General features: G+C 40.7%; 21 protein-coding genes. 7 read left to right on the top strand and 14 right to left on the bottom strand.

What is annotated here, in order from left to right; genetic code table 11:
• Window positions 1-8: 8 nt before the first annotated feature.
• From sicA to JK188_RS02390, 14 genes are all read right to left on the bottom strand, one after another.
• Window positions 9-542 (bottom strand): type III secretion system translocator chaperone SicA, encoded by a 534-nt coding sequence (gene sicA, locus JK188_RS02455; RefSeq protein WP_442959110.1) that lies wholly within the window; start codon window positions 540-542, stop codon window positions 9-11.
• A gap of 128 nt (window positions 543-670) precedes the next feature.
• Complete coding sequence (locus tag JK188_RS02450; RefSeq protein ID WP_211887084.1) at window positions 671-1,744, bottom strand: EscU/YscU/HrcU family type III secretion system export apparatus switch protein; 1,074 nt, start codon at window positions 1,742-1,744, stop codon at window positions 671-673.
• A gap of 32 nt (window positions 1,745-1,776) precedes the next feature.
• Entirely contained in the window at window positions 1,777-2,571 is a 795-nt protein-coding gene (gene sctT / locus JK188_RS02445; protein ID WP_211887082.1) for a type III secretion system export apparatus subunit SctT, read from the bottom strand.
• Window positions 2,568-2,840, bottom strand: a complete 273-nt coding sequence (sctS, locus tag JK188_RS02440) for a type III secretion system export apparatus subunit SctS (protein ID WP_036949954.1) — start codon at window positions 2,838-2,840, stop codon at window positions 2,568-2,570. Before sctS ends, sctT begins: the two co-directional genes overlap by 4 nt.
• Before the next feature lie 16 nt (window positions 2,841-2,856).
• Complete coding sequence (locus JK188_RS02435; protein ID WP_036949952.1) at window positions 2,857-3,522, bottom strand: EscR/YscR/HrcR family type III secretion system export apparatus protein; 666 nt, start codon at window positions 3,520-3,522, stop codon at window positions 2,857-2,859.
• A gap of 2 nt (window positions 3,523-3,524) precedes the next feature.
• Window positions 3,525-4,454: a FliM/FliN family flagellar motor switch protein gene (locus JK188_RS02430; protein WP_211887080.1), complete on the bottom strand. Its 930-nt coding sequence runs from the start codon at window positions 4,452-4,454 to the stop codon at window positions 3,525-3,527.
• Window positions 4,454-5,704 carry a SpaN/EivJ family type III secretion system needle length determinant gene (locus JK188_RS02425; protein ID WP_211887078.1) on the bottom strand — a complete coding sequence of 417 codons (1,251 nt, stop codon included), beginning with the start codon at window positions 5,702-5,704 and terminating at the stop codon, window positions 4,454-4,456. Before JK188_RS02425 ends, JK188_RS02430 begins: the two co-directional genes overlap by 1 nt.
• Window positions 5,676-6,131, bottom strand: coding sequence for a hypothetical protein (locus JK188_RS02420; RefSeq protein WP_211887076.1), 456 nt, complete (start codon window positions 6,129-6,131; stop codon window positions 5,676-5,678). Before JK188_RS02420 ends, JK188_RS02425 begins: the two co-directional genes overlap by 29 nt.
• Entirely contained in the window at window positions 6,131-7,423 is a 1,293-nt protein-coding gene (gene sctN / locus JK188_RS02415) for a type III secretion system ATPase SctN (RefSeq protein ID WP_211887278.1), read from the bottom strand. The genes JK188_RS02420 and sctN overlap by 1 nt, the downstream gene beginning before the upstream one ends.
• A 6-nt stretch (window positions 7,424-7,429) precedes the next feature.
• On the bottom strand, window positions 7,430-7,834 hold the full coding sequence (locus JK188_RS02410; protein ID WP_211887074.1) for a type III secretion system protein: 405 nt from the start codon (window positions 7,832-7,834) through the stop codon (window positions 7,430-7,432).
• Window positions 7,835-7,845: 11 nt separating this feature from the next.
• Window positions 7,846-9,912, bottom strand: coding sequence for an EscV/YscV/HrcV family type III secretion system export apparatus protein (locus tag JK188_RS02405; protein WP_211887072.1), 2,067 nt, complete (start codon window positions 9,910-9,912; stop codon window positions 7,846-7,848).
• Window positions 9,913-9,935: 23 nt separating this feature from the next.
• Window positions 9,936-11,063: a type III secretion system gatekeeper subunit SctW gene (gene sctW / locus JK188_RS02400; RefSeq protein WP_211887070.1), complete on the bottom strand. Its 1,128-nt coding sequence runs from the start codon at window positions 11,061-11,063 to the stop codon at window positions 9,936-9,938.
• A complete protein-coding gene (sctC, locus tag JK188_RS02395) occupies window positions 11,054-12,754 on the bottom strand; it encodes a type III secretion system outer membrane ring subunit SctC (protein WP_211887068.1) in 1,701 nt (566 codons plus the stop codon). The genes sctW and sctC overlap by 10 nt, the downstream gene beginning before the upstream one ends.
• Window positions 12,744-13,559, bottom strand: coding sequence for an AraC family transcriptional regulator (locus JK188_RS02390; RefSeq protein WP_211887066.1), 816 nt, complete (start codon window positions 13,557-13,559; stop codon window positions 12,744-12,746). The genes sctC and JK188_RS02390 overlap by 11 nt, the downstream gene beginning before the upstream one ends.
• Window positions 13,560-13,777: 218 nt before the next feature.
• On the opposite strand from JK188_RS02390, the gene JK188_RS02385 reads away from it, so the two are divergent.
• The 7 genes from JK188_RS02385 to JK188_RS02355 all read left to right on the top strand — a co-directional run bounded on the left by JK188_RS02385 (window position 13,778) and on the right by JK188_RS02355 (window position 18,081).
• Entirely contained in the window at window positions 13,778-14,971 is a 1,194-nt protein-coding gene (locus tag JK188_RS02385; protein WP_211887064.1) for a PrgH/EprH family type III secretion apparatus protein, read from the top strand.
• 13 nt (window positions 14,972-14,984) lie between these two features.
• Entirely contained in the window at window positions 14,985-15,296 is a 312-nt protein-coding gene (locus JK188_RS02380; RefSeq protein ID WP_211887063.1) for an EscF/YscF/HrpA family type III secretion system needle major subunit, read from the top strand.
• A gap of 67 nt (window positions 15,297-15,363) precedes the next feature.
• Window positions 15,364-15,660, top strand: coding sequence for a type III secretion system inner rod subunit SctI (gene sctI, locus JK188_RS02375; protein ID WP_211887061.1), 297 nt, complete (start codon window positions 15,364-15,366; stop codon window positions 15,658-15,660).
• A 3-nt stretch (window positions 15,661-15,663) separates the two neighbouring features.
• Window positions 15,664-16,413 carry a type III secretion system inner membrane ring lipoprotein SctJ gene (gene sctJ / locus JK188_RS02370; protein ID WP_211887059.1) on the top strand — a complete coding sequence of 250 codons (750 nt, stop codon included), beginning with the start codon at window positions 15,664-15,666 and terminating at the stop codon, window positions 16,411-16,413.
• Entirely contained in the window at window positions 16,397-16,948 is a 552-nt protein-coding gene (locus tag JK188_RS02365; protein ID WP_211887058.1) for a hypothetical protein, read from the top strand. The genes sctJ and JK188_RS02365 overlap by 17 nt, the downstream gene beginning before the upstream one ends.
• The gene (locus JK188_RS02360) at window positions 16,926-17,606 is read left to right on the top strand and encodes a hypothetical protein (RefSeq protein ID WP_211887056.1); all 681 of its coding nucleotides are present in this window, start codon (window positions 16,926-16,928) and stop codon (window positions 17,604-17,606) included. The genes JK188_RS02365 and JK188_RS02360 overlap by 23 nt, the downstream gene beginning before the upstream one ends.
• Window positions 17,596-18,081, top strand: coding sequence for a hypothetical protein (locus tag JK188_RS02355; protein WP_036949915.1), 486 nt, complete (start codon window positions 17,596-17,598; stop codon window positions 18,079-18,081). The genes JK188_RS02360 and JK188_RS02355 overlap by 11 nt, the downstream gene beginning before the upstream one ends.
• The last annotated feature ends 164 nt before the right edge of the window (window positions 18,082-18,245 follow it).

The raw sequence follows: 18,245 nt of genomic DNA, 5'->3' as shown, positions 1-18,245 counted from the left end.
TTCCTTCTCTAGGTATTAGAGTTCGATGATTCTGATGACTCTGCCTTTTCGATGTTTGCCTTCAAAGCACTCAAATAAGCTTCTGATTTTTTCTGTAAATCTGCATCAAGACTGTTTTCAATTACGCTTTCAAAACAATGAATTGCCGCACTGCTTTTCTTCAGCATCAAGTTGCACTGCCCAGCGTGGAATAATGGTCGGTAATCATTTTTCGCCAAAACAAAGGCGAGTGCGTATAATTCCGTTGCTTTCTCATAACGTTTGGTTAATTGATAAACAGCCGCCAATCCCATGACATAGTCAGTGTTATAAAAATCGTAAATACTTAAAAATCGGAAAAAGGTTTCCGCTTCTTCTAATTTGCCTTGCTGATAAAATTCATAAGCGTAGGCATAAATGCCATCCATCGTGGTTTGTGGAATACCATGAATATCTTTATACGTTGCCCCATCCATGAGTGCCGTGGTAATTCCGTCGAGTAATGCTTCCATTTCGATTTGAGTGCTGTCGGTTTGGGTACTGCTTGTTTCAGTGTGGTTCATATAGTCACCTCGTTATTAATACGTGATATATGATGCAAACTGCTCTGTTGCATCATAATTAATAAAATTTCCCATTTCTTATAAAAAACGATTCAATGTGTGAATAATTAATTCATAGCTCCATTAATTTATGATGAAATTAACTTTTCCAATGCTTCATCAACATCTATTCCTAATTTTTCTAATTCAACACGGATCAGCCAAGTAATTATTTGCATAACATCCTGCAATCCATTCTCATCAATAAAGCTGTTCTTTTTATAATTTCGCCATATTTGGCGAGCCAAAATAATATCTCGTACTACAGGTACATTCTGTTGCTCTGCATATTTAATAACGGCTTTCGCTTGTACCCCGCGAGTTTTTAACATTAAGAAAGGCAGTGGTGCGACATTCGAATCATAATAAATTAACATGGCAATATGTGTCGGGTTTGCCATAACGAATGTCGAGTTTTTAATGTTTGACTTCACTTCCTCTGATAATATTTCTTGGTGTAGCCCTTTACGTGCGCTTTTAATATGGGGGTCACCTTCATTATCTTTGTACTCTTTTTTGACTTCCTGCTTTTCCATTTTTAGGTTTTTAATAAATAAGAAAAACTCTGCAATTGCATCCACTAGAACAATAATGAGCGCCACTGCAAGAAAGACAAATACAAATAAAATACAAAGGCTTATCCACTGCGTGGTCATGCCATTTATCGTGGTGCGATATAACATGAAAATTTCGTGCCGCCACACCACAAAAAAAGTGGCAGCGGAAACACTAAAAACCAATAAGTACAAAATGGCTTTAATCAGCTCTTTAAGCGAATTTAAAGAGAATATTTTTTTAAATCCGGCAATTGGATTTAATTTTGTAAAATCGAGTTTGATTGCCTCGGTCGCTAATCTAAATCGGCTCTGTAATAGCGAAATAATGGTGCCTGATAAAAAACAGGCAATCAAAATAGGCACCACTATGCTCAAAAATATTTTTGAGAATTGCCAAAGTAAATTGTCGATATGAATATCATATGGGTTTAATAATAATTTTTTCATTAACCCACCCAGTTCATATAAACTGGACATTCCGCCAATAACAAATGCACCAGTGACTAAAACAATTGCTGCTATGGTGTCCTTACTTTTATAACTTTGTCCTTTTTTGGCCGAATCTTTTATTTTCTTGTCAGTAGGCTTTTCTGTTTTTTCAGCCATAACACAGTCTCATAATCCTGTATCAATATTCATTAAGATGAATAAAAAATAGTTTTTAATGGCGATATCGAAATCATATTAACCAATATATCTGGAACTTCATTTTGGAAATAAAGTAAAAACACAATAAAGGCAATAATCGACTTAATTGCCAGAGACAATGAAAATGCATTTAATTGTGGACAAAAACGGGAATATAACCCAAGTGCTACTTCCGAAATAAAGAGTGTCACAATAATCGGCGCCGTTAATATCACACCGTTCACTACTGCCTTATTTATCCATTCCCCTAACGGTAAACTATTGAATGACGTAAACCCATGAGCAAAGGGCAATAATTGGTAGCTTTGTGCAAATACGTTGGCGAGTTGGTACATGCCCCCTTGCGCCAAAAACACCATACACACGATATAACTGATAAATACTGCTAATTCAGAAGCTTCCGTACCACTCGCAGGGTCTACAATACTACTAATGGTTTCTCCCCGCTGGGTATCTATCAACTCGCCGATAACATTGGCAATCATAAATGGCAGCCCTAAAATCAGCGCCAATACAATGCCAATACTGACCTCGTAAATAAAAACCTCACTGAGGCTAATTTCATCCCAATTTATTTCGCGGGCAGTAAGATAAGGCCACATCCCTAACGCCAAATACGCAACAACACAGTTTTTAATGATCCCGCCATTAAGTAATTTGTTACTCAAAAAAGGCAGGAAGAACATCACAGGGGCAATGCGCAACCATGCAAACGCAATTTTCACTAGCCCTTGTTGGAAATTAAAATACAAGGACGACGCTAATGAGAACATCTCCTGGTTCATCCAAATAACCCTATCGCTGGCAGAGCGGTTGTCATGACTTCAATAGCGTAATTCATCACTTTATCCGCCAGCCAACCTGAAATCATAAACAAGGAACCAAATACGGCTAATAGTTTGATACCAAAAGGTAATGTCTGTTCCTGAAGTTGGGTCACAGTTTGTAAAAGCCCCACTAACAGCCCCACGACCGTCGCCACAATTACGGGGATCGCTGACAATATGACGATCAACAACATCGCTTTATTACTGACATAAATGATTGAATCCATTTTCTATTCCCTTACGTCAATGCTGTGCGAGTTCGAAATACTGCATCACCAGCCCTTTCGAAATCAGTGACCATCCATCAATTGCCACAAACAAAATCAATTTCACTGGCACTGAGATAGTCACGGGACTCATCATCATCATACCGAGTGCCAACAGAATGCTTGAGATCACCAAGTCGATAACCACAAACGGTAAATAGATATAGAAACCAATTTCAAACGCGGATTTAATTTCACTCAATGCGTAGGCTGGCAGTAATGAAAATAACGTTGGCGCCGCTTGCTCTTCTTGTACCTCGGCTTCCGTTTTACCCTGCTGAATAGACTCGAAGAAATTCACTAATTGAGGATCGGAATATTTCACTAAGTAATCTTTATAACGCCCTAGTCCGTTATCAACGAAGTTGTCGATGGATTCCACATTGCTAAAATCCACGCTTTCGTGGCGCATGTAATTGTTCACATCTTGCAGCACAGGCATCATCACAAAAATGGACAGTAATAAGGCGATACCATTAAGTGCCATCGTCGAAGGGACTTGTTGTACGCCCATCGCATTGCGCACCATAATCAGCACAATCGAGATTTTTAGGTAACAAGTTCCCGCTGCAATAATAAAAGGTAGCAGTGTGGAAAAGGCGATAAGGACTAATAAAGGTATTTCATTCGGAACCGTTGGCATGCTTATAACCTTTTATCGCCTAAGCTTACCAATCGCTTAATTTCTAAGCCTAATTCGTCACTATCACCAATATAGGTCAGCTCGCCTTCTGCGATCAGTTGTTTGTTTGCATACACTTTCACTTCACGTTCTTTATTTTCACCAATTGAGTAAACTGCTCCTGGCTGGAGTGAATCCAATTCCTCTACACTGATGTCTGAATGACCCAATACAAAGGTCAGTTTGACCGTGAGGTCGTGCAAATTAAAAGGACGAACAGTTTCATCAACAAACTCCTCTTCCACCGCAGAATCTATCTGTTCGTCATCTGCTGTCATTAACTGTTCAATCATAAAAATGCCTTCTTGTTGTTTTTGAAAATGGGCTAATACACGCCCTGCAACGGTCATATCTAATTGCAATTGCTGAATACGCAGCACGTCGCCAAGCGCGATTGACTGCAAAATTTTGCAACTGATATGGCTATAACCTAAAATCCAGTCGGTTTGCAGCTTAAGCTGCTCAGCTATCCCGTATTGCGCCTTACGCTCGGTTAGCCCTTCAATAGGCTCTGCTAACAGCACAATGCCAAGTTTCTTTTCTTTCACTGTGAACCTTGGTTGCAGGAGCTGTTCATCATCAATAATCTCGACGCTATGACAACGGAATTGCTCGGAGAAAAACGCCTTTCCGGTATTTTCATAAGTAAAAACTTTGCATAAGCTTTTGGTATCTAAAAGATTCCATGCGTAATGAGCCAACTTAGGCCAACGGTGACGGCACCACTCTTCAGCATTCACCAGCACTTGAGTTTTCTGCTTTTTACTGTGCAGGGTGACTTGAAAATAGCGCTCTCCAACTTTGGGGATATGCATGTCTAAGTCCCATTGAAAACGCTGCTGCCACTCTCTCACCTGCTTTTCTCGGTGGCTAATTCGATGAATGTTTAGCATTAGGACTCCTCGTCTTGCTGATGCTGTTGCTGCCGTTGACGCTGTTGACCTTCCTGCTCTTCACGTCGGATTACCATTTTTTGTTCACCTGTCCATAAATGCTGGTTGTCTTGCAAAGCCTGCTGAACCTCATCGCTTTGCGTTGATGCCACCACCTGATCTTTGTTGGTACTCGCTAAAGCAAAAGAGACCGTTGGTGCATTTTGCCATTGGCTAAAGGTGTAACTCAGTGTGCGAGAAGGCACCGTTTTGAAACTTTCAACTTCGGAAGCTGCTATCAATTCAGCGACTTTGCTGACCATTGAAGAGGCTTGCTGTGTGTGTGTTGAAGTTTGAGAAGCCGAGGTTTGAAAAGTAGAAATTTGAGGCGTCACCGCCAGTGGCTTATCTCCCATCTCTGCACGCACTTGCGTTAAAATATTTTTGGTAATATCTATTTCATCCGGTTGAATGACTTCTGATTTTTCAATATTGAAGCTTTTCATATCAGGAAAATGTTGAGGTGCAGGACGCTCATTTGGCACAGGGCGGCCTTCATGGCTTGCAGAGGCATTCGGCTCTTTGACCTCATGTTGAATTTGCATGCCAGGTTCAAAAGAAGCTTGAGCTTCACTCACTAAATTTGATTGACCATCACGCAAAGGTGATTTCAATACAGCGATATCCACAACTTCAGTCTGCTGCGCTAATGGGATGCTCATCCATTGGGTCTGCTTGACACTTGTCGGGTTATCTGACAAAAAGCGAGCCGCTTTTTGTTCCATAGTTTTTGTTTTAACGATCTTCGTGTCAGCCAATTGACCGATTGATACCGCCGCAACATTGGCGTTAAACGTGATCTGAGGAGCATCGTCTTCACTCACCGTTTGCCCTAATAAGTCATTAGGTTGTGTACTTAGCGAATGATTCGCTTCGCTATTGTTTTTATCTGAGCCATATCCTGCAGAGAGAAATGCCATTTTCCCGCCAGAGTGCATGTGCTGGATTTGAGTCGGTAAGTTCAACAGAACGGGGACCGCCAACTCTTCTACTGGTTTTTTGGGCTTTTTATTATTATCAGTTACTTGAGTCAGCTTTTTTTGAACAATATCCTGAGCCGCTTTTTTGACTGAATGCTGCTGACTGCCCTGCTTTTGAAAACCCGGTTTTTGCTGGTTATATTTTTGATGATTAAAACCAAGTGATGAACTTTTAGCTTCCATTACGGAATTAAATGTATTGTCACTGGGCAGTGATTTTATTGTCGACATGAACAAACAGCTCCTCGATTTCATTTTGTTGCTGACGCTCTAATTTTAACCACTGCGCCCTACGTTGTTGCTTGAGATATTTTCGGAATTTCTCGCACTTATTACGCAAAATGAACGTCCGTTCAGTCATTTGCTGCTTCAATAAATGGTACTTAGATAATTCAGCGTTGATGTTTTCTATCTGAAATTCACATTGGGCGATTTCTGATAAAACCACGGCTTTTTGCCGTTGACGTTCCCAAAAATCCATTTGGGTTAATTCTTCCGATTTTTCATACACCCCAACTTGTAGAGTTAATATGGCGATCCGTTGGTGGATATCTTGGCGCTGTTGCTGCAACTGCAAAATGGCGCTTTTCAGCTTGCTTTGCTCTAACTGCACTCTTTCGAGGCGCTTTTCAGTCAGCGCTAATAATTGATTAATCATCAGGATGCCAAATGGTGTAATTGGGCTAACATCTCCTCAAAGCCCTCGGATTCATCCATGTTTTGTTGTAAGAAATGATTGATATCCTGCTGTTTATCTAAAGCACGGTCATTTTCTTGGCTTTCACCTCGCTGGTATTCCCCCAATTCGAGGTACAGCTTGATCTGCTCTAAGCGAGATAAATTTTCACGAATATCGACAGCAAATTGGCGATGTTCCGGCGTTGTTACCTTCTGAAAAACACGGCTAATACTGTGCAAAATATCAATCGCAGGGTAATGTCCTCGCCCTGCAAGTTTATGACTGAGATAAATGTGCCCATCCAAAATAGAGCGAATTTCATCGCCAATAGGGTCGGCTTCTTCCTCACTTTCTAATAACACGGTGTAAAACGCGGTAATAGAACCCTGTTTTACGCGCCCTGGACGTTCGAGTAATAACGGAAGTTGCTCGAAAACCGAGGCAGGATAACCACGACGTGCAGGAAGCTCTCCTGCCGCAAGAGCCACATCGCGCAACGCCCTCGCATAACGGGTCATCGAATCGACATACAATAAAACCTGTTTTCCTAAATCACGGAAATATTCCGCCATCGCTGTCGCCAATAAAGCGGCATTACAACGCTCAATCGGCGGGCTGTCGGAGGTGGCATACACTAAAATGGTTTTATCCGCATGGGGGGACTGCTTAAGTTCTTCAATAAACTCAATCACTTCTCGCCCGCGCTCACCAATCAATGCCACGATATGAATATCCCCATGAGCGTGATTGATCAGCATGTTCATTAATGACGTTTTACCGCTACCTGCCGCTGCAAAAATACCGATACGCTGACCTAACCCGCACGTCAGCAATCCATCGATAGCGCGAATTCCTGTGACCATCGGTTCATTCACTGGACGGCGTTTATTCACACTCACCGGAGGATTATCAATGCGTTGCAGCTTGGTTTTTAACTGGGTAATTTCGCTGTTTTTCTGACTTAATGCGCCTTCTAGTTCCCCTGCGGCATTAAAAATATTCCCAACAAGGTGCTCCCCCATTTGGAATACAAATGGGTAACCACTTGGACGAATAACCACTTCACGAGTGAAGCCCTGAGCGCGACCAATGAGGCTTAGAACTGTTAGCCCCTCTTTGAAGCCTATCACTTGCGCTTTGGCGATAACTTTTGGCTGTGCCAATGACTGCTCAATAAAGCAGATCTCGCCAATAAATACGCCATTCAATGGAGCTTCAATCAGGCATCCATGAATGCGCACAGGATGTGCGCAAACGTCAAAAAGTTTCATCATCAATTACGATAATTGCAGACGCAATTCGTTAACGCGTTCAAAGAATTCTTCAAAAGAATCAGCAAATAATTGCATGTCATCCAATGAAGCCTCCTTTAATACCGCGGACAGCACCAAGTTATTTTCCATAATGTTGAGTGCAGGTTGCCCTGGATAAAAATTACGTGGTACATATTCCAAAATGCTTTTTAATAATGAAGTGTGGGATGCATCGAGTCGGCTGTAATTACATTCCATTAAGCTGCACCAAATAATTAAATCATCGGATGACAAATCAATATTAATCGCAGGTGTATCATTCATTTCGAGTTGAATATTGGAATGGCAATCAAGCCGCGGGTTTACTAAATCACCGCGCCCCATGGCATTTAAAAATTCATTCAATTTCTCGACAAAACGGTATTTCATTTATGTGTTCCTTATATCGTTTTAATAACGTTGACCTTCACCATTTCGGAAACCTCATTAAATGAGAGCACCTCAAGTTCAGGAAAACGACCTTCTAAGATTTTTTTCACAAACCGGCGGATATCCACAGGTACCAGTACATTGACATCCCTAACAGATAAGTAACTGTTTTCTAATGCAAATTCAGCAGCTTGAATAAGCTCATTGCTTTTTTCAGGTTCTAAATGCAAATAAACACCACCGGATGATTGGCGAATACCTTGGCGAATGGTGTCCTCCAGTTCGGTATTCACCATTAAGACATTCAAACGCCCTTCCACCGAGAAACGGGATGAGATATAACGCGCCATTGAGCTGCGAATGTGCTCTACCAGCATCATGCTGTCTTTCTCTTTGGGCACCCATTGCACTAAGGTTTCAATAATTAGCTTCATATTGCGCACCGAAATTTTTTCCATTAATAAACGTTGAAAAACTTCCGTGACTTTTTGTACGGTGGCGTGGCGATAACATTCTTTCAGCAATTCGGGATACTTTCTTTCAAGATCATCCAGTAAATTTTTAGTTTCTTGGATCCCGAAGAATTCATTGATGTGGCGTAAAAGCAACGTACTGACGCAATCAATCATTTCCGTTACGTCATCGCGCACTAATAGGCCGAGTTGCTCGACGTTTTCGCTGTATTGGTTGTCAAACCAGGTGCTGACTGAACCATATTCATCGGTATATTTAATAAGTTCCATACCAAGGTATTCCAGCTCATCATTCGCCGTAAGTAAGCGCTGACCATGAAAATAGACATCGTATTCACCTGCTTTTACTTCGTTTATTAGCACCACAATTTTGTTTTCTGGCACGATAGGCGAATAGTTAATGGCAATATCGGGGATGCGATATCCATAACGAATAAACACATCTTTTTTCATGCGAGATAGAAAATTATTATCTTCTAGGTGCTGCTTATATTGCTGATTAACCGAGATAATGACGGGTAAGGTTTCTGGAATATACTCATCGTCGAAATCATCATTCGCACGCTGAGTTTCCCCTTCAGTGGCTTCAGTTTGCAGATTTTCCTCACCCAATTGCTGCTCTTTTCGCTGTGCTTTACGCTTTTTAAAATAGCGAGTGGCAAATAACCCCATCAGCAAGGCTGCAAGGAACAAGAAAATGGCCGTTGGAAATCCGGGTAAAAAGCCCATAAATAGCACGATAAATGCGGTGATCAGGATGGTGAAATCATTGTCAAAAAGTTCAGAAACAATGTTTTCACCCAAGTTTTTATCATTGCCACCCACGCGGGTCACAATAAAGCCCGCACTGATAGAGATAAGCAGCGCAGGAATTTGCGCGACCAACCCATCACCGATAGTTAATAACGTGAAGGTGTTTAATGCCGTGGAAAGATCCATACCTTGCTGAGCCGTACCCACGGATATTCCGCCGATTAAGTTGACGAAAATAATTACGATACCAGCAATGGCATCCCCTTTGATAAACTTCATCGCACCGTCAAAAGAACCGAATAATTGGCTCTCTTTTTCCAGTTCGCCACGTTTAATTTTCACGGTCGCTTCATCGATAACCCCAGCGCGTAAATCCGCATCGATGCTCATCTGCTTTCCGGGCATCGCATCCAAGGAGAAGCGAGCTGCCACTTCAGCAATACGTTCTGAACCCTTGGTGATAACAATAAATTGCACGATAGTCACGATGGCGAATACCACCATTCCTACCACTAAGTTGTCCTGAATAACGAACTCACCGAAGGTATCGATAATGTCGCCAGCATCCGCTTCAAGCAGAATAAGTCGGCTGGTACTAATAGAGAGAGCCAATCTAAACAGCGTGCTAATCAGCAGAATAGACGGGAAGGATTGGAAGTTAAGAACTCGCGTAATATAAAACGAGCTCATAAAGATCAGCACCGAAATCATAATGTTCAGTGCAATCAATAAATCGACCAAGACGGTAGGCAACGGAATAATCAGCATCGCAATAACCATCACCATGATGACTAGCACCATCAGCTCAGGACGATTACGGATCTGCAATAAAAATCCGGTTAAGTTTTTCATGAAATCGTGTATTTCCTGTCAAATTAGGGTTGTCGACGTAAGCGCTGTTCTTGCGCCAACAGTTGATCCATCTGTATTTTTAATTGGTCGAGTAATTCATCACGCGCTTCCAATGAGTAAAAAATGGCAACGGGGATAATTGAAAACGCAATAATTAGAAGCTGAACAAAACGGGCGCGTAGATCCGTGGTCATGGCACTTAATTGTTCCTGAATAAAATTCACCAGCTTGTCATTGAAACTTTCTTGGCTACGGATCCCACTGGTAAATAGTTGGCTTAGCACCTTCTCCAATTGGTTCTGCGGCAAGAGGTTTTGTGACAACTGTTTTTGTGACAAACTCGCTTGCTGGCGAAACAGGCCCGATTGGAGAAATTGCTGACTAAATGTGCGGTCTAGTGACTGCAATTCACGCAGACGACCAATTCGTGTGAAGAAGCTGCCAAACTCACTAATATTCAGGTCTCCAAGTGGCAGTGCTTGTAAGTCACACGCCAAGGCTCTTGCGAGATAGCGCATCATGTTTTCGCGTTGAGCCAGCTCCATTTCTTCTACCCACTGTTCGTATAAATAGACCACTGGACCGTCATAACCGATAAATTCACGGTATAAGGTGCGTAAGTTCCCAGCACTTTCACGCAGAGTTTGGGCAAACGCTTTGGCAATTAGCGCGATATTTGCCCCTGCCTGCGCCGTACGGTTGGTGTCTTCCGTTAGCAGTAACCGCTCTAACTCTTGCAAATGATCAATCTGCTCCTGCTTGAGTTTTTTACGGTTGATAAGCGCGGCAAGCACCATCAGCAAATCGCTAGGATCAGAGAAAAACTGCAATAAAAAGGCTCGTAACTGCTGAGGCGTCATCAACTGACGATTGAGTATTCCTTCAATTCTCAGCACTTTTTCGTCTGCATTGTTTTCTAAGATGCGCTCAGCAAAGCGCATCCACTCCTCTTCTTGCCCTTTTTTCGAAGCGCCTCGACGAACATGACTCGCGGCCAGCATCGCCATCGAAGCGTATTCGCTGGAACTGTCAATCACCCCCGCACCACGCGCAGCTTCATCGGAGTCATCACTGCTTTTCGTGGCTGTACGACTCTTATCTTGTGCGTTCAGTAGCGTGCGATTGCTATAGCTCAGCGGGGTTATTGCCATGAATCCCTCATGTATTGCTGGAGAAACTGTACAGTTCCATGCAGTTGGCTATCTTTTTGTGTAATACGGGCTTTCTCGGAAAATTGTCTCCCATCCCACACTTCGTTTTCATCCAATAAACGCGGCTGGATTAAAAAGATGCGCACCATTTTTTGTTGATTGGTCGAACTATGACGGAATAAGCCCCCCACCCAAGGAATATCACCAAGAAGAGGAATTTTGCTTTCATTTTCAATATATTGGTCGCGGGTATAACCACCGATTAATAAACTGCTATCTTTGGCGATACGTGCCACGGTATTAATGCTGGTACGGTTAACCGTCGGAAGCCCTTCAACGCTGGACGTTTTACCGCTGCTATCGCGGTTCTCTGCACCGTCTTCGATATTCACTTCCATTTCAACACTTTGGCCGGCTGAAATGCGTGGCATGACACTGATCATCGTGCCGTAAGTGACAGATTCGAGGGTTGCGGTACGTTCACCTTGTAGCTTGGCGTAGAAACTGGTGTTGTTATCAAACAGCGCAGGAACGTTTTCTTGGGTCAGTAGCACCGGACGCGAGACAATTTGGCTATTACCATTTTTGCTTAGCGCATCAATTTGTACTAAAAACTTGCTACTATCGGGTAAGGTACTTCGATTGAAAGAAACAGAGCCACCGCCTACGTTAAAAGAACCCACTTCCCAATTGACCCCTAAGTTATCTAACTCAGAACGTGTGATATCGATGATCCACAAGGAAAGCTCCACTTGGCGACGGCGGTTATCTAATGTTTTAACCAAATCACGGACGTAACGGATCTGCTCAGGGCTACCTTTCACAATCAGGCTGTTACTGTCAGGATGGGCAACCAAAGAAAAGCTACTATTTGATGCGCCACCACGTTTGACGGTAACTTGGCGATTTTCAGGACGAGGGCCACCAATGGGTGCATCCATCAAGGCATCAATTTCATCCCCATCGGTATTGAGCTTTGCAGGTAAAATTTCGAGGGTTTCTTCGACGCTACTGCCCCCATTTTTAAACAGGGAACTGATCACCGATAACATGCCGGGAACCGTGATCGATTGACCACGTAATGAGTAACTTCGATCGCTTACAGAGGCATGCTTCAGCGGGAGTACCGCAACATTACCACTGGTTTTTTCTTCTTGTTTGCGTTGTTCGCCAAGATACAGTGCGGCACCTTTAATCAACTCAACATAGAGTGGCGGTCCCGACACAAATAACATCGTGTCGCCACCTTGGGAACGAACAGGAAAACGCGCATCATAGATGCCATTACGTTGAATATAGCTGAGAACTTGCTGGCTACTGACTTTATGAGTCGGAATAATCAGACTACGCATTTCACTATTATCATAGACATAGATACCTGCACCATCGTCATACCAGACTAACGCGATACGACGCGTTAAGGCTTTAAACATTTCATCGGCATTCGCGAGGTTAAAATTTCCCGTCACTTTTTTCTGGGATGCCAATTTACTTAAAATAATTGGCTTATTAATTTGTTCTGCTACAGCATCAAACACTTTACCTACCGCGATATTATTCGCGACAAACGTGTCTGCACTTCTTTCTTGTGTTACCGGCTCTGCAATCATCATTTCTGATTGAGCGGTATTGATATTTACACTCAGTAAAAACAGCGAGATAAAAACCGCTATTAATTTTTTACTGTTCATATAACGTTGCTCCAAGGTGCCTTATTTCTGATGGGGTTAATCCCAATTCTTTTTTCAAATCATTCGTGAAGTGAGAGGCCGAGCAGTAACCTGCTTCTAACCCAACATCTAAAATAGAACTTTCACTTTCAATTAATTGCAAAATGGCCGCCCCCATACGTACGCCCATAATTTTGCGTTTAGCGGTTTTATTAAAGTTTTCTCGGTAGAGTTGTCTAAAATAAGAAGCTGAAATGCCGTAACGGGCACACAGTTGATTAATATTGGCGTTTTTGTCTTGCTGAGCGGCTGAAATTAAAAAGCGCATCATTCCATACGCTTCATAGCGTCTTAATACATCACACCAATCATCAAATAACGGCTGCTTTTTAATGATCAAATCAATTACGATATTTTTAATTAAAACAGGTGCGGATATTTCATCGTTAAATAGAATGAATTCACCTAGTTGGTTTTCATCACTCTCTCTGGTAGCTTTTTTTGCAAGAAAGGATTGCCCCATTGCAGTATCAATAATAGCCAGCGTTTCAACGAGTTCTGATAATTCCATTGTATAGATATCCCATAAGGTTTTATCTTCAATCGTTAATTCATCCAGACCGCAAACAAAGATAGCCGGTTCTTGTACTTTAATATTTAAATTTGTATATCGAGATTTATAACAAAGCGTCGCTTTCGCTTTTACTGTGGTTACAGTTTCTATTGAGGTTATAGTTTCTTTTGGTATTGACAAGACCAATACGTCTTGTAAAGAAAAGCAACTATTTCTACTCGCCAATAATTTAGCAATATCTTCATTCGACATTATAAATAGACCTTATCCATTGATTTTTACTTGATGTAGGTTCATTGATTAAATATAAAAAAACAAATGAATACTCTGGAATAGTTTGGAATTAACCATAAAAATACAGGGTGTGAATGAATAAGATAAATTCAGCTGACTATATTATTTTCTTATATTTAAATGCTGAGCATTGAAGTCAATATGATTCGCTATTTTTTATTAATTGAGATTATCTTATGATAGAAACAAAATACCACACCTGCATAATGAAAATTATTAGTGGTTCGATGAATAGTCAAGAGCTAATGATTAACATCGATAAAAATCTTATTATCGTTGGGCAATATACCAAATACAAAACTGAAATAGATGAAAACGGTTTTACAACCTATTATATTCCTAGCGAACATACCCAGTGCGAGTTTTCTATTGTTTCTCATCACGAACATAGTAATAATTTTGCAATTAATCTTAAACAAGATGGAAAAAGTCGTCACCTCACTGTCACACTGCAAGAAATCTTGCTCATTGACACCTTCCCAATCGTCATTAAGCTATTGAATACTGAATGGAATTACCCCGAAAAAAACCAAAAACCATTGTCATCTAAATCACTATCGCTTACAGAAAATAGATCCACTGCCATAAAACAGAAACCAAAGCTTAATAAAAAATGGCTTTTTGTTTTATTATTAACATTTGTCGTTATTTTTATATTATTCGTTGAATTCCAAATTAATCCAAAAAATAACACTGCAAAACAGATTAAAAATATAGATAATATATTAAAAGGAAGCTATTACCCTATTGTCTATACGCAGAATAAAAATGGCGAAATACTTATTCTCGTCAAATCTCAAAGAGATGAAGACTGGAGCCGTCAAGTTTTACTAAAATCAGATTATCAAGAAAAATACACCATAAAGAAAACAAACCTTCTTGAAAAAGAAATTGAAGACAAGTTAATAGATACTGTACCCAATTTATTAAAGGTTGACATTAGCAACCCTTGTCAACCCGTCATTCGAGTTGTGAAAAACCCACTACCGAATAATGACAATAAAAATATTAATCGCATTTTATCTAATTACTTCAGTTGTTATAACCAAAGCCAACTTGTACAGGTTCCTCTTGAGGAACTCATCAAGAAAGCCGAGTTAGGATTGACTGAAAGTAATGTGAAATGGCAAAAAATAACCAAAGGTAATTACGTTATCTTTGTTATAAGAGATAGTTTAAATGATAAACAGACTCTCTCTTTAATTAGCTTCACCAATTCATTTAGTCAAAAGTGGGGAACCAAGCAAATTCAATTTTCCGTCTCCCTTGCCAATAATGAAATGGCTGGAAAATCGTTTATCACTAATTCCAATGGCATTACGTTATTAGGTAATAATCATTGGTTATTTAACTCAAAACAACCTAATTAATGAGGTAATAAATATGGCAACTCCTGGCATTAGTAATGCAAATGGTAATTGGGATGCATCTGCATTAGAACAAGAATCTACCACAGCAACAGATAATAAATGGGGCATGATGTATCGTAGCTCCGCAGGTATTAGCGAAAGAACTAAAACTATCGCTGATGAATTAAAGTCTATGATTGACAACCCAAATCTGGAAGTCGATAACCCGCTCGTTCTGGGTAAAATCACAGCATTAAGTGGTAACTATAATATGGCACGTCAATTACAAAGTAACGTAATGAAGTCCATTAAAGATGCTGCACAAGCCATTATCCGTAACGTGTAAGCCCATAACGTTTAATTTAAATCAGAGCATCACTGATCCTGATGCTCTATTTTTATAGGAGATACTTATGTTACCTATTAATCCTGTCTCAGTATTATCAAATATCGCTGAAATTGCACCTGTTACTCCAGCGGCTATCCCATTGGAAGATAAAGTGAAACAGTTATTTGCTGAGTACACGACCTCTGTGAGCCAAGAAAAAGCGGATCTTCTGGAGAAAATGAATACCGTTGACCCAAGCGACCCCGCTAAATTATTGGAATTACAAAACCAAGTCGGTAATTACAGCCTCGCCTTGAATATGGTCAGTACACTCACACATAAAAGTGTTTCTGCCATCGATACGGTATTAAAAGCACAATAGACCATGAATATATTAAAGAAATTCCTATTGATCGGGTTTATTGGCTTACTACTCGGCTGTGATAACCAGCTATTACTGAGCAATTTAAGCCAGCGCCAAAGCAACGAAGTGCTTGCGATTTTGCAAGAGCACGGGGTTGATGCTAAGCGTAAACAGGATTCTAAAAATGGAGACTCGATTCGTGTAGCACCTGACGATTTTGTTATTGCGGTGGATCTTTTACGTCAATACAACCTGCCATCCAAAAATCCAGTAGAAATTATTGATGCCTTTCCTGGAGATTCATTGGTTGCCTCACCGCAAGCTGAACGAACGCGATTATTATCTTTGATTGAACAACGGCTTGAGCAGTCTTTACTAACCATTCCTAATGTGGTCAATGCGAGAGTCCATGTGAGCTACCCTATCTCAGGTAATGGCCCCGTAAAACAGGCGCAAAAAGTTTCCAGTCTCGTGACTTACTCAGGTAATGAAGACCCGAAAGTGATGATGAATAAGATTAAGTTATTCCTCAATAATAGCTTTGCCGAAACCACCTATGACAATGTTTCTGTCGTGATAGTCAGTCGCCCTCCGCTGCTGTATCAAACAAAAAATGGCCCAACACCAGCATTTAATCCCGTGATTGCCTCTGCTTTAATCACTGCATTAATCGGCATGCTAATTGCACTTGGGTTGTATCTATACCATCGCAACAATAAACCAAGTGATGAAGAAGAGGTGGAGAAATCAAGCCATGCCCCAGTTGAGTAAGCTACTGATTGACCAAAAAAATATTTTCTTAGCACCGGGGGATTATTTTCACTCGGAGTTTGTTGATGAGCATTATCATCAGCTACCCGTTCCGCTACAACAGCTGCAAAACTTGCAGCTTATTGAGCAATATCAATTAGATTTACCCGATGAAAAAACGTTGATATTACCCGAAATACTTGCCGAAAATTGGTCATTATTACCTTCTGTCGCATGGGGTTTGGGGGTTATTCAGCACCCAAGTCCTCTGCCTTGGTGGGGAGAGCTATCTCAATATCGACAATTGCATCAGAAATTTAGCCATCCCTTATGGCAAGACATAACACATTCCATCGATACGCCTCAGCATTTACTTGCGCTGGGCGCTGAGCAGCTTTTGATGTGTTTAAACACCTTTAGTCACGGCTATGCTATCCGCGCAAAATATATGTTTAGCCGCAGCACACAGCAGATGATCCCTCACACGGCTTCCACTCTGCTACCTTGGAATATTATTGAAGAAACTTGCCGCTATGTCAGAGAACACACAACCTAATATTCAGCAGACTTTAATTGAAAATGTGCTGATTAAGTCTCCGGTTTTAGACTCCAATAGATATGCCCAGTCGGTTGTTAAACAGGCACATCAAAAAGCCAAAGCACATATTCAACAAGCTCAACAGTCTGAGAAAAGTATTCATGCTATCGCCTATCAACAAGGCTACCAAGATGGATTAACACAGCTTTTGAATGATTTTATTGGTGCCCTCAATGACAGTGAAGCCCAATACCAAAATCAGGTGAGCCAAACAGAAAGCCAATTAACTCAATTACTCATCGGTTTGTTTACTGACGCGCGTCTACAGGAAATTGTGGTAGAACACTTTGCTCAATTACAATCCGAAGCTCGCCATGTTCAATTACACATACCGGCATCATTGCAAGCCAAGATAAGCACCCTATCTAACGGCGTCAAAATATGTGCCAGCCCCGATAATTCAATCACGCTAGAAGTGAATAATGAAATTACACAATTCACGCCAAAACTGGCAGCAGAGAAAATATTACCGCATATTTTTCCGATTTCGACCCGTTGTTTAACGTTGCAACAACATAAACAAGCTTATGCACTGTTAATTCAAGAAAAACAGCTAATTCAACAAAAACGGCTAATTCAGCAAGAAAAAACACGGAGGGAAAAAGATGAAAATTGACTCTAATTTGCTAAATACTTTGTCAGCTTCGCGTACTCATGGCAATACGCCATCGAGTCTATCCGACCTACACACTAAAATGAGTACCCTTTGGAATTCCCATATCAACATGAAAGAGATACAGAACTATCAGGCAAAAAATATCCCCCACATTTCTGAGGATAAAAACACTAAAATACAAAGTTTTATTAGTGAATTTAAACACCAGGATAGTGATAAAACACGATTCGCATTAGTGTTTAAAACCATGGTGAATTTAAACCGTAATGATAAAGAATCATTCATTACTCAAATTGTCCAAACATTAAAGTCTTCATCTGAATCTGACCCTGCTTTATATAAATATTTCACTAAAGCCATTCAACGTTATATGTCGATAAGTTTAATGAATACTCCATTTACTGAGCAATTAAATAAAAACATGACTAGCTTCAATCTTGATGGCGATGAAGATGAAGATTCATCAATCATATAACGCCAATGATTAGATAACATTGTACTATTAGATTAGTTAATTACTTAACGCCTCACCGACGAATATTTATAAGCTTAGAGTGCATTTTTTATAATCTAAGCTTTTTAACTCCCTTCTTTTTAAAAAACATAAAAAAAATAAATTTGAAATTGATATATACACTC

Origin of the sequence: Providencia sp. JGM181 (genome assembly GCF_018257375.1) — a bacterium.
GTDB classification, from domain to species: Bacteria; Pseudomonadota; Gammaproteobacteria; order Enterobacterales; family Enterobacteriaceae; genus Providencia; species Providencia lanzhouensis.
Note: the sequence above shows the minus strand (reverse complement) of the source record. Positions and strands in the feature narration are given on the sequence as shown.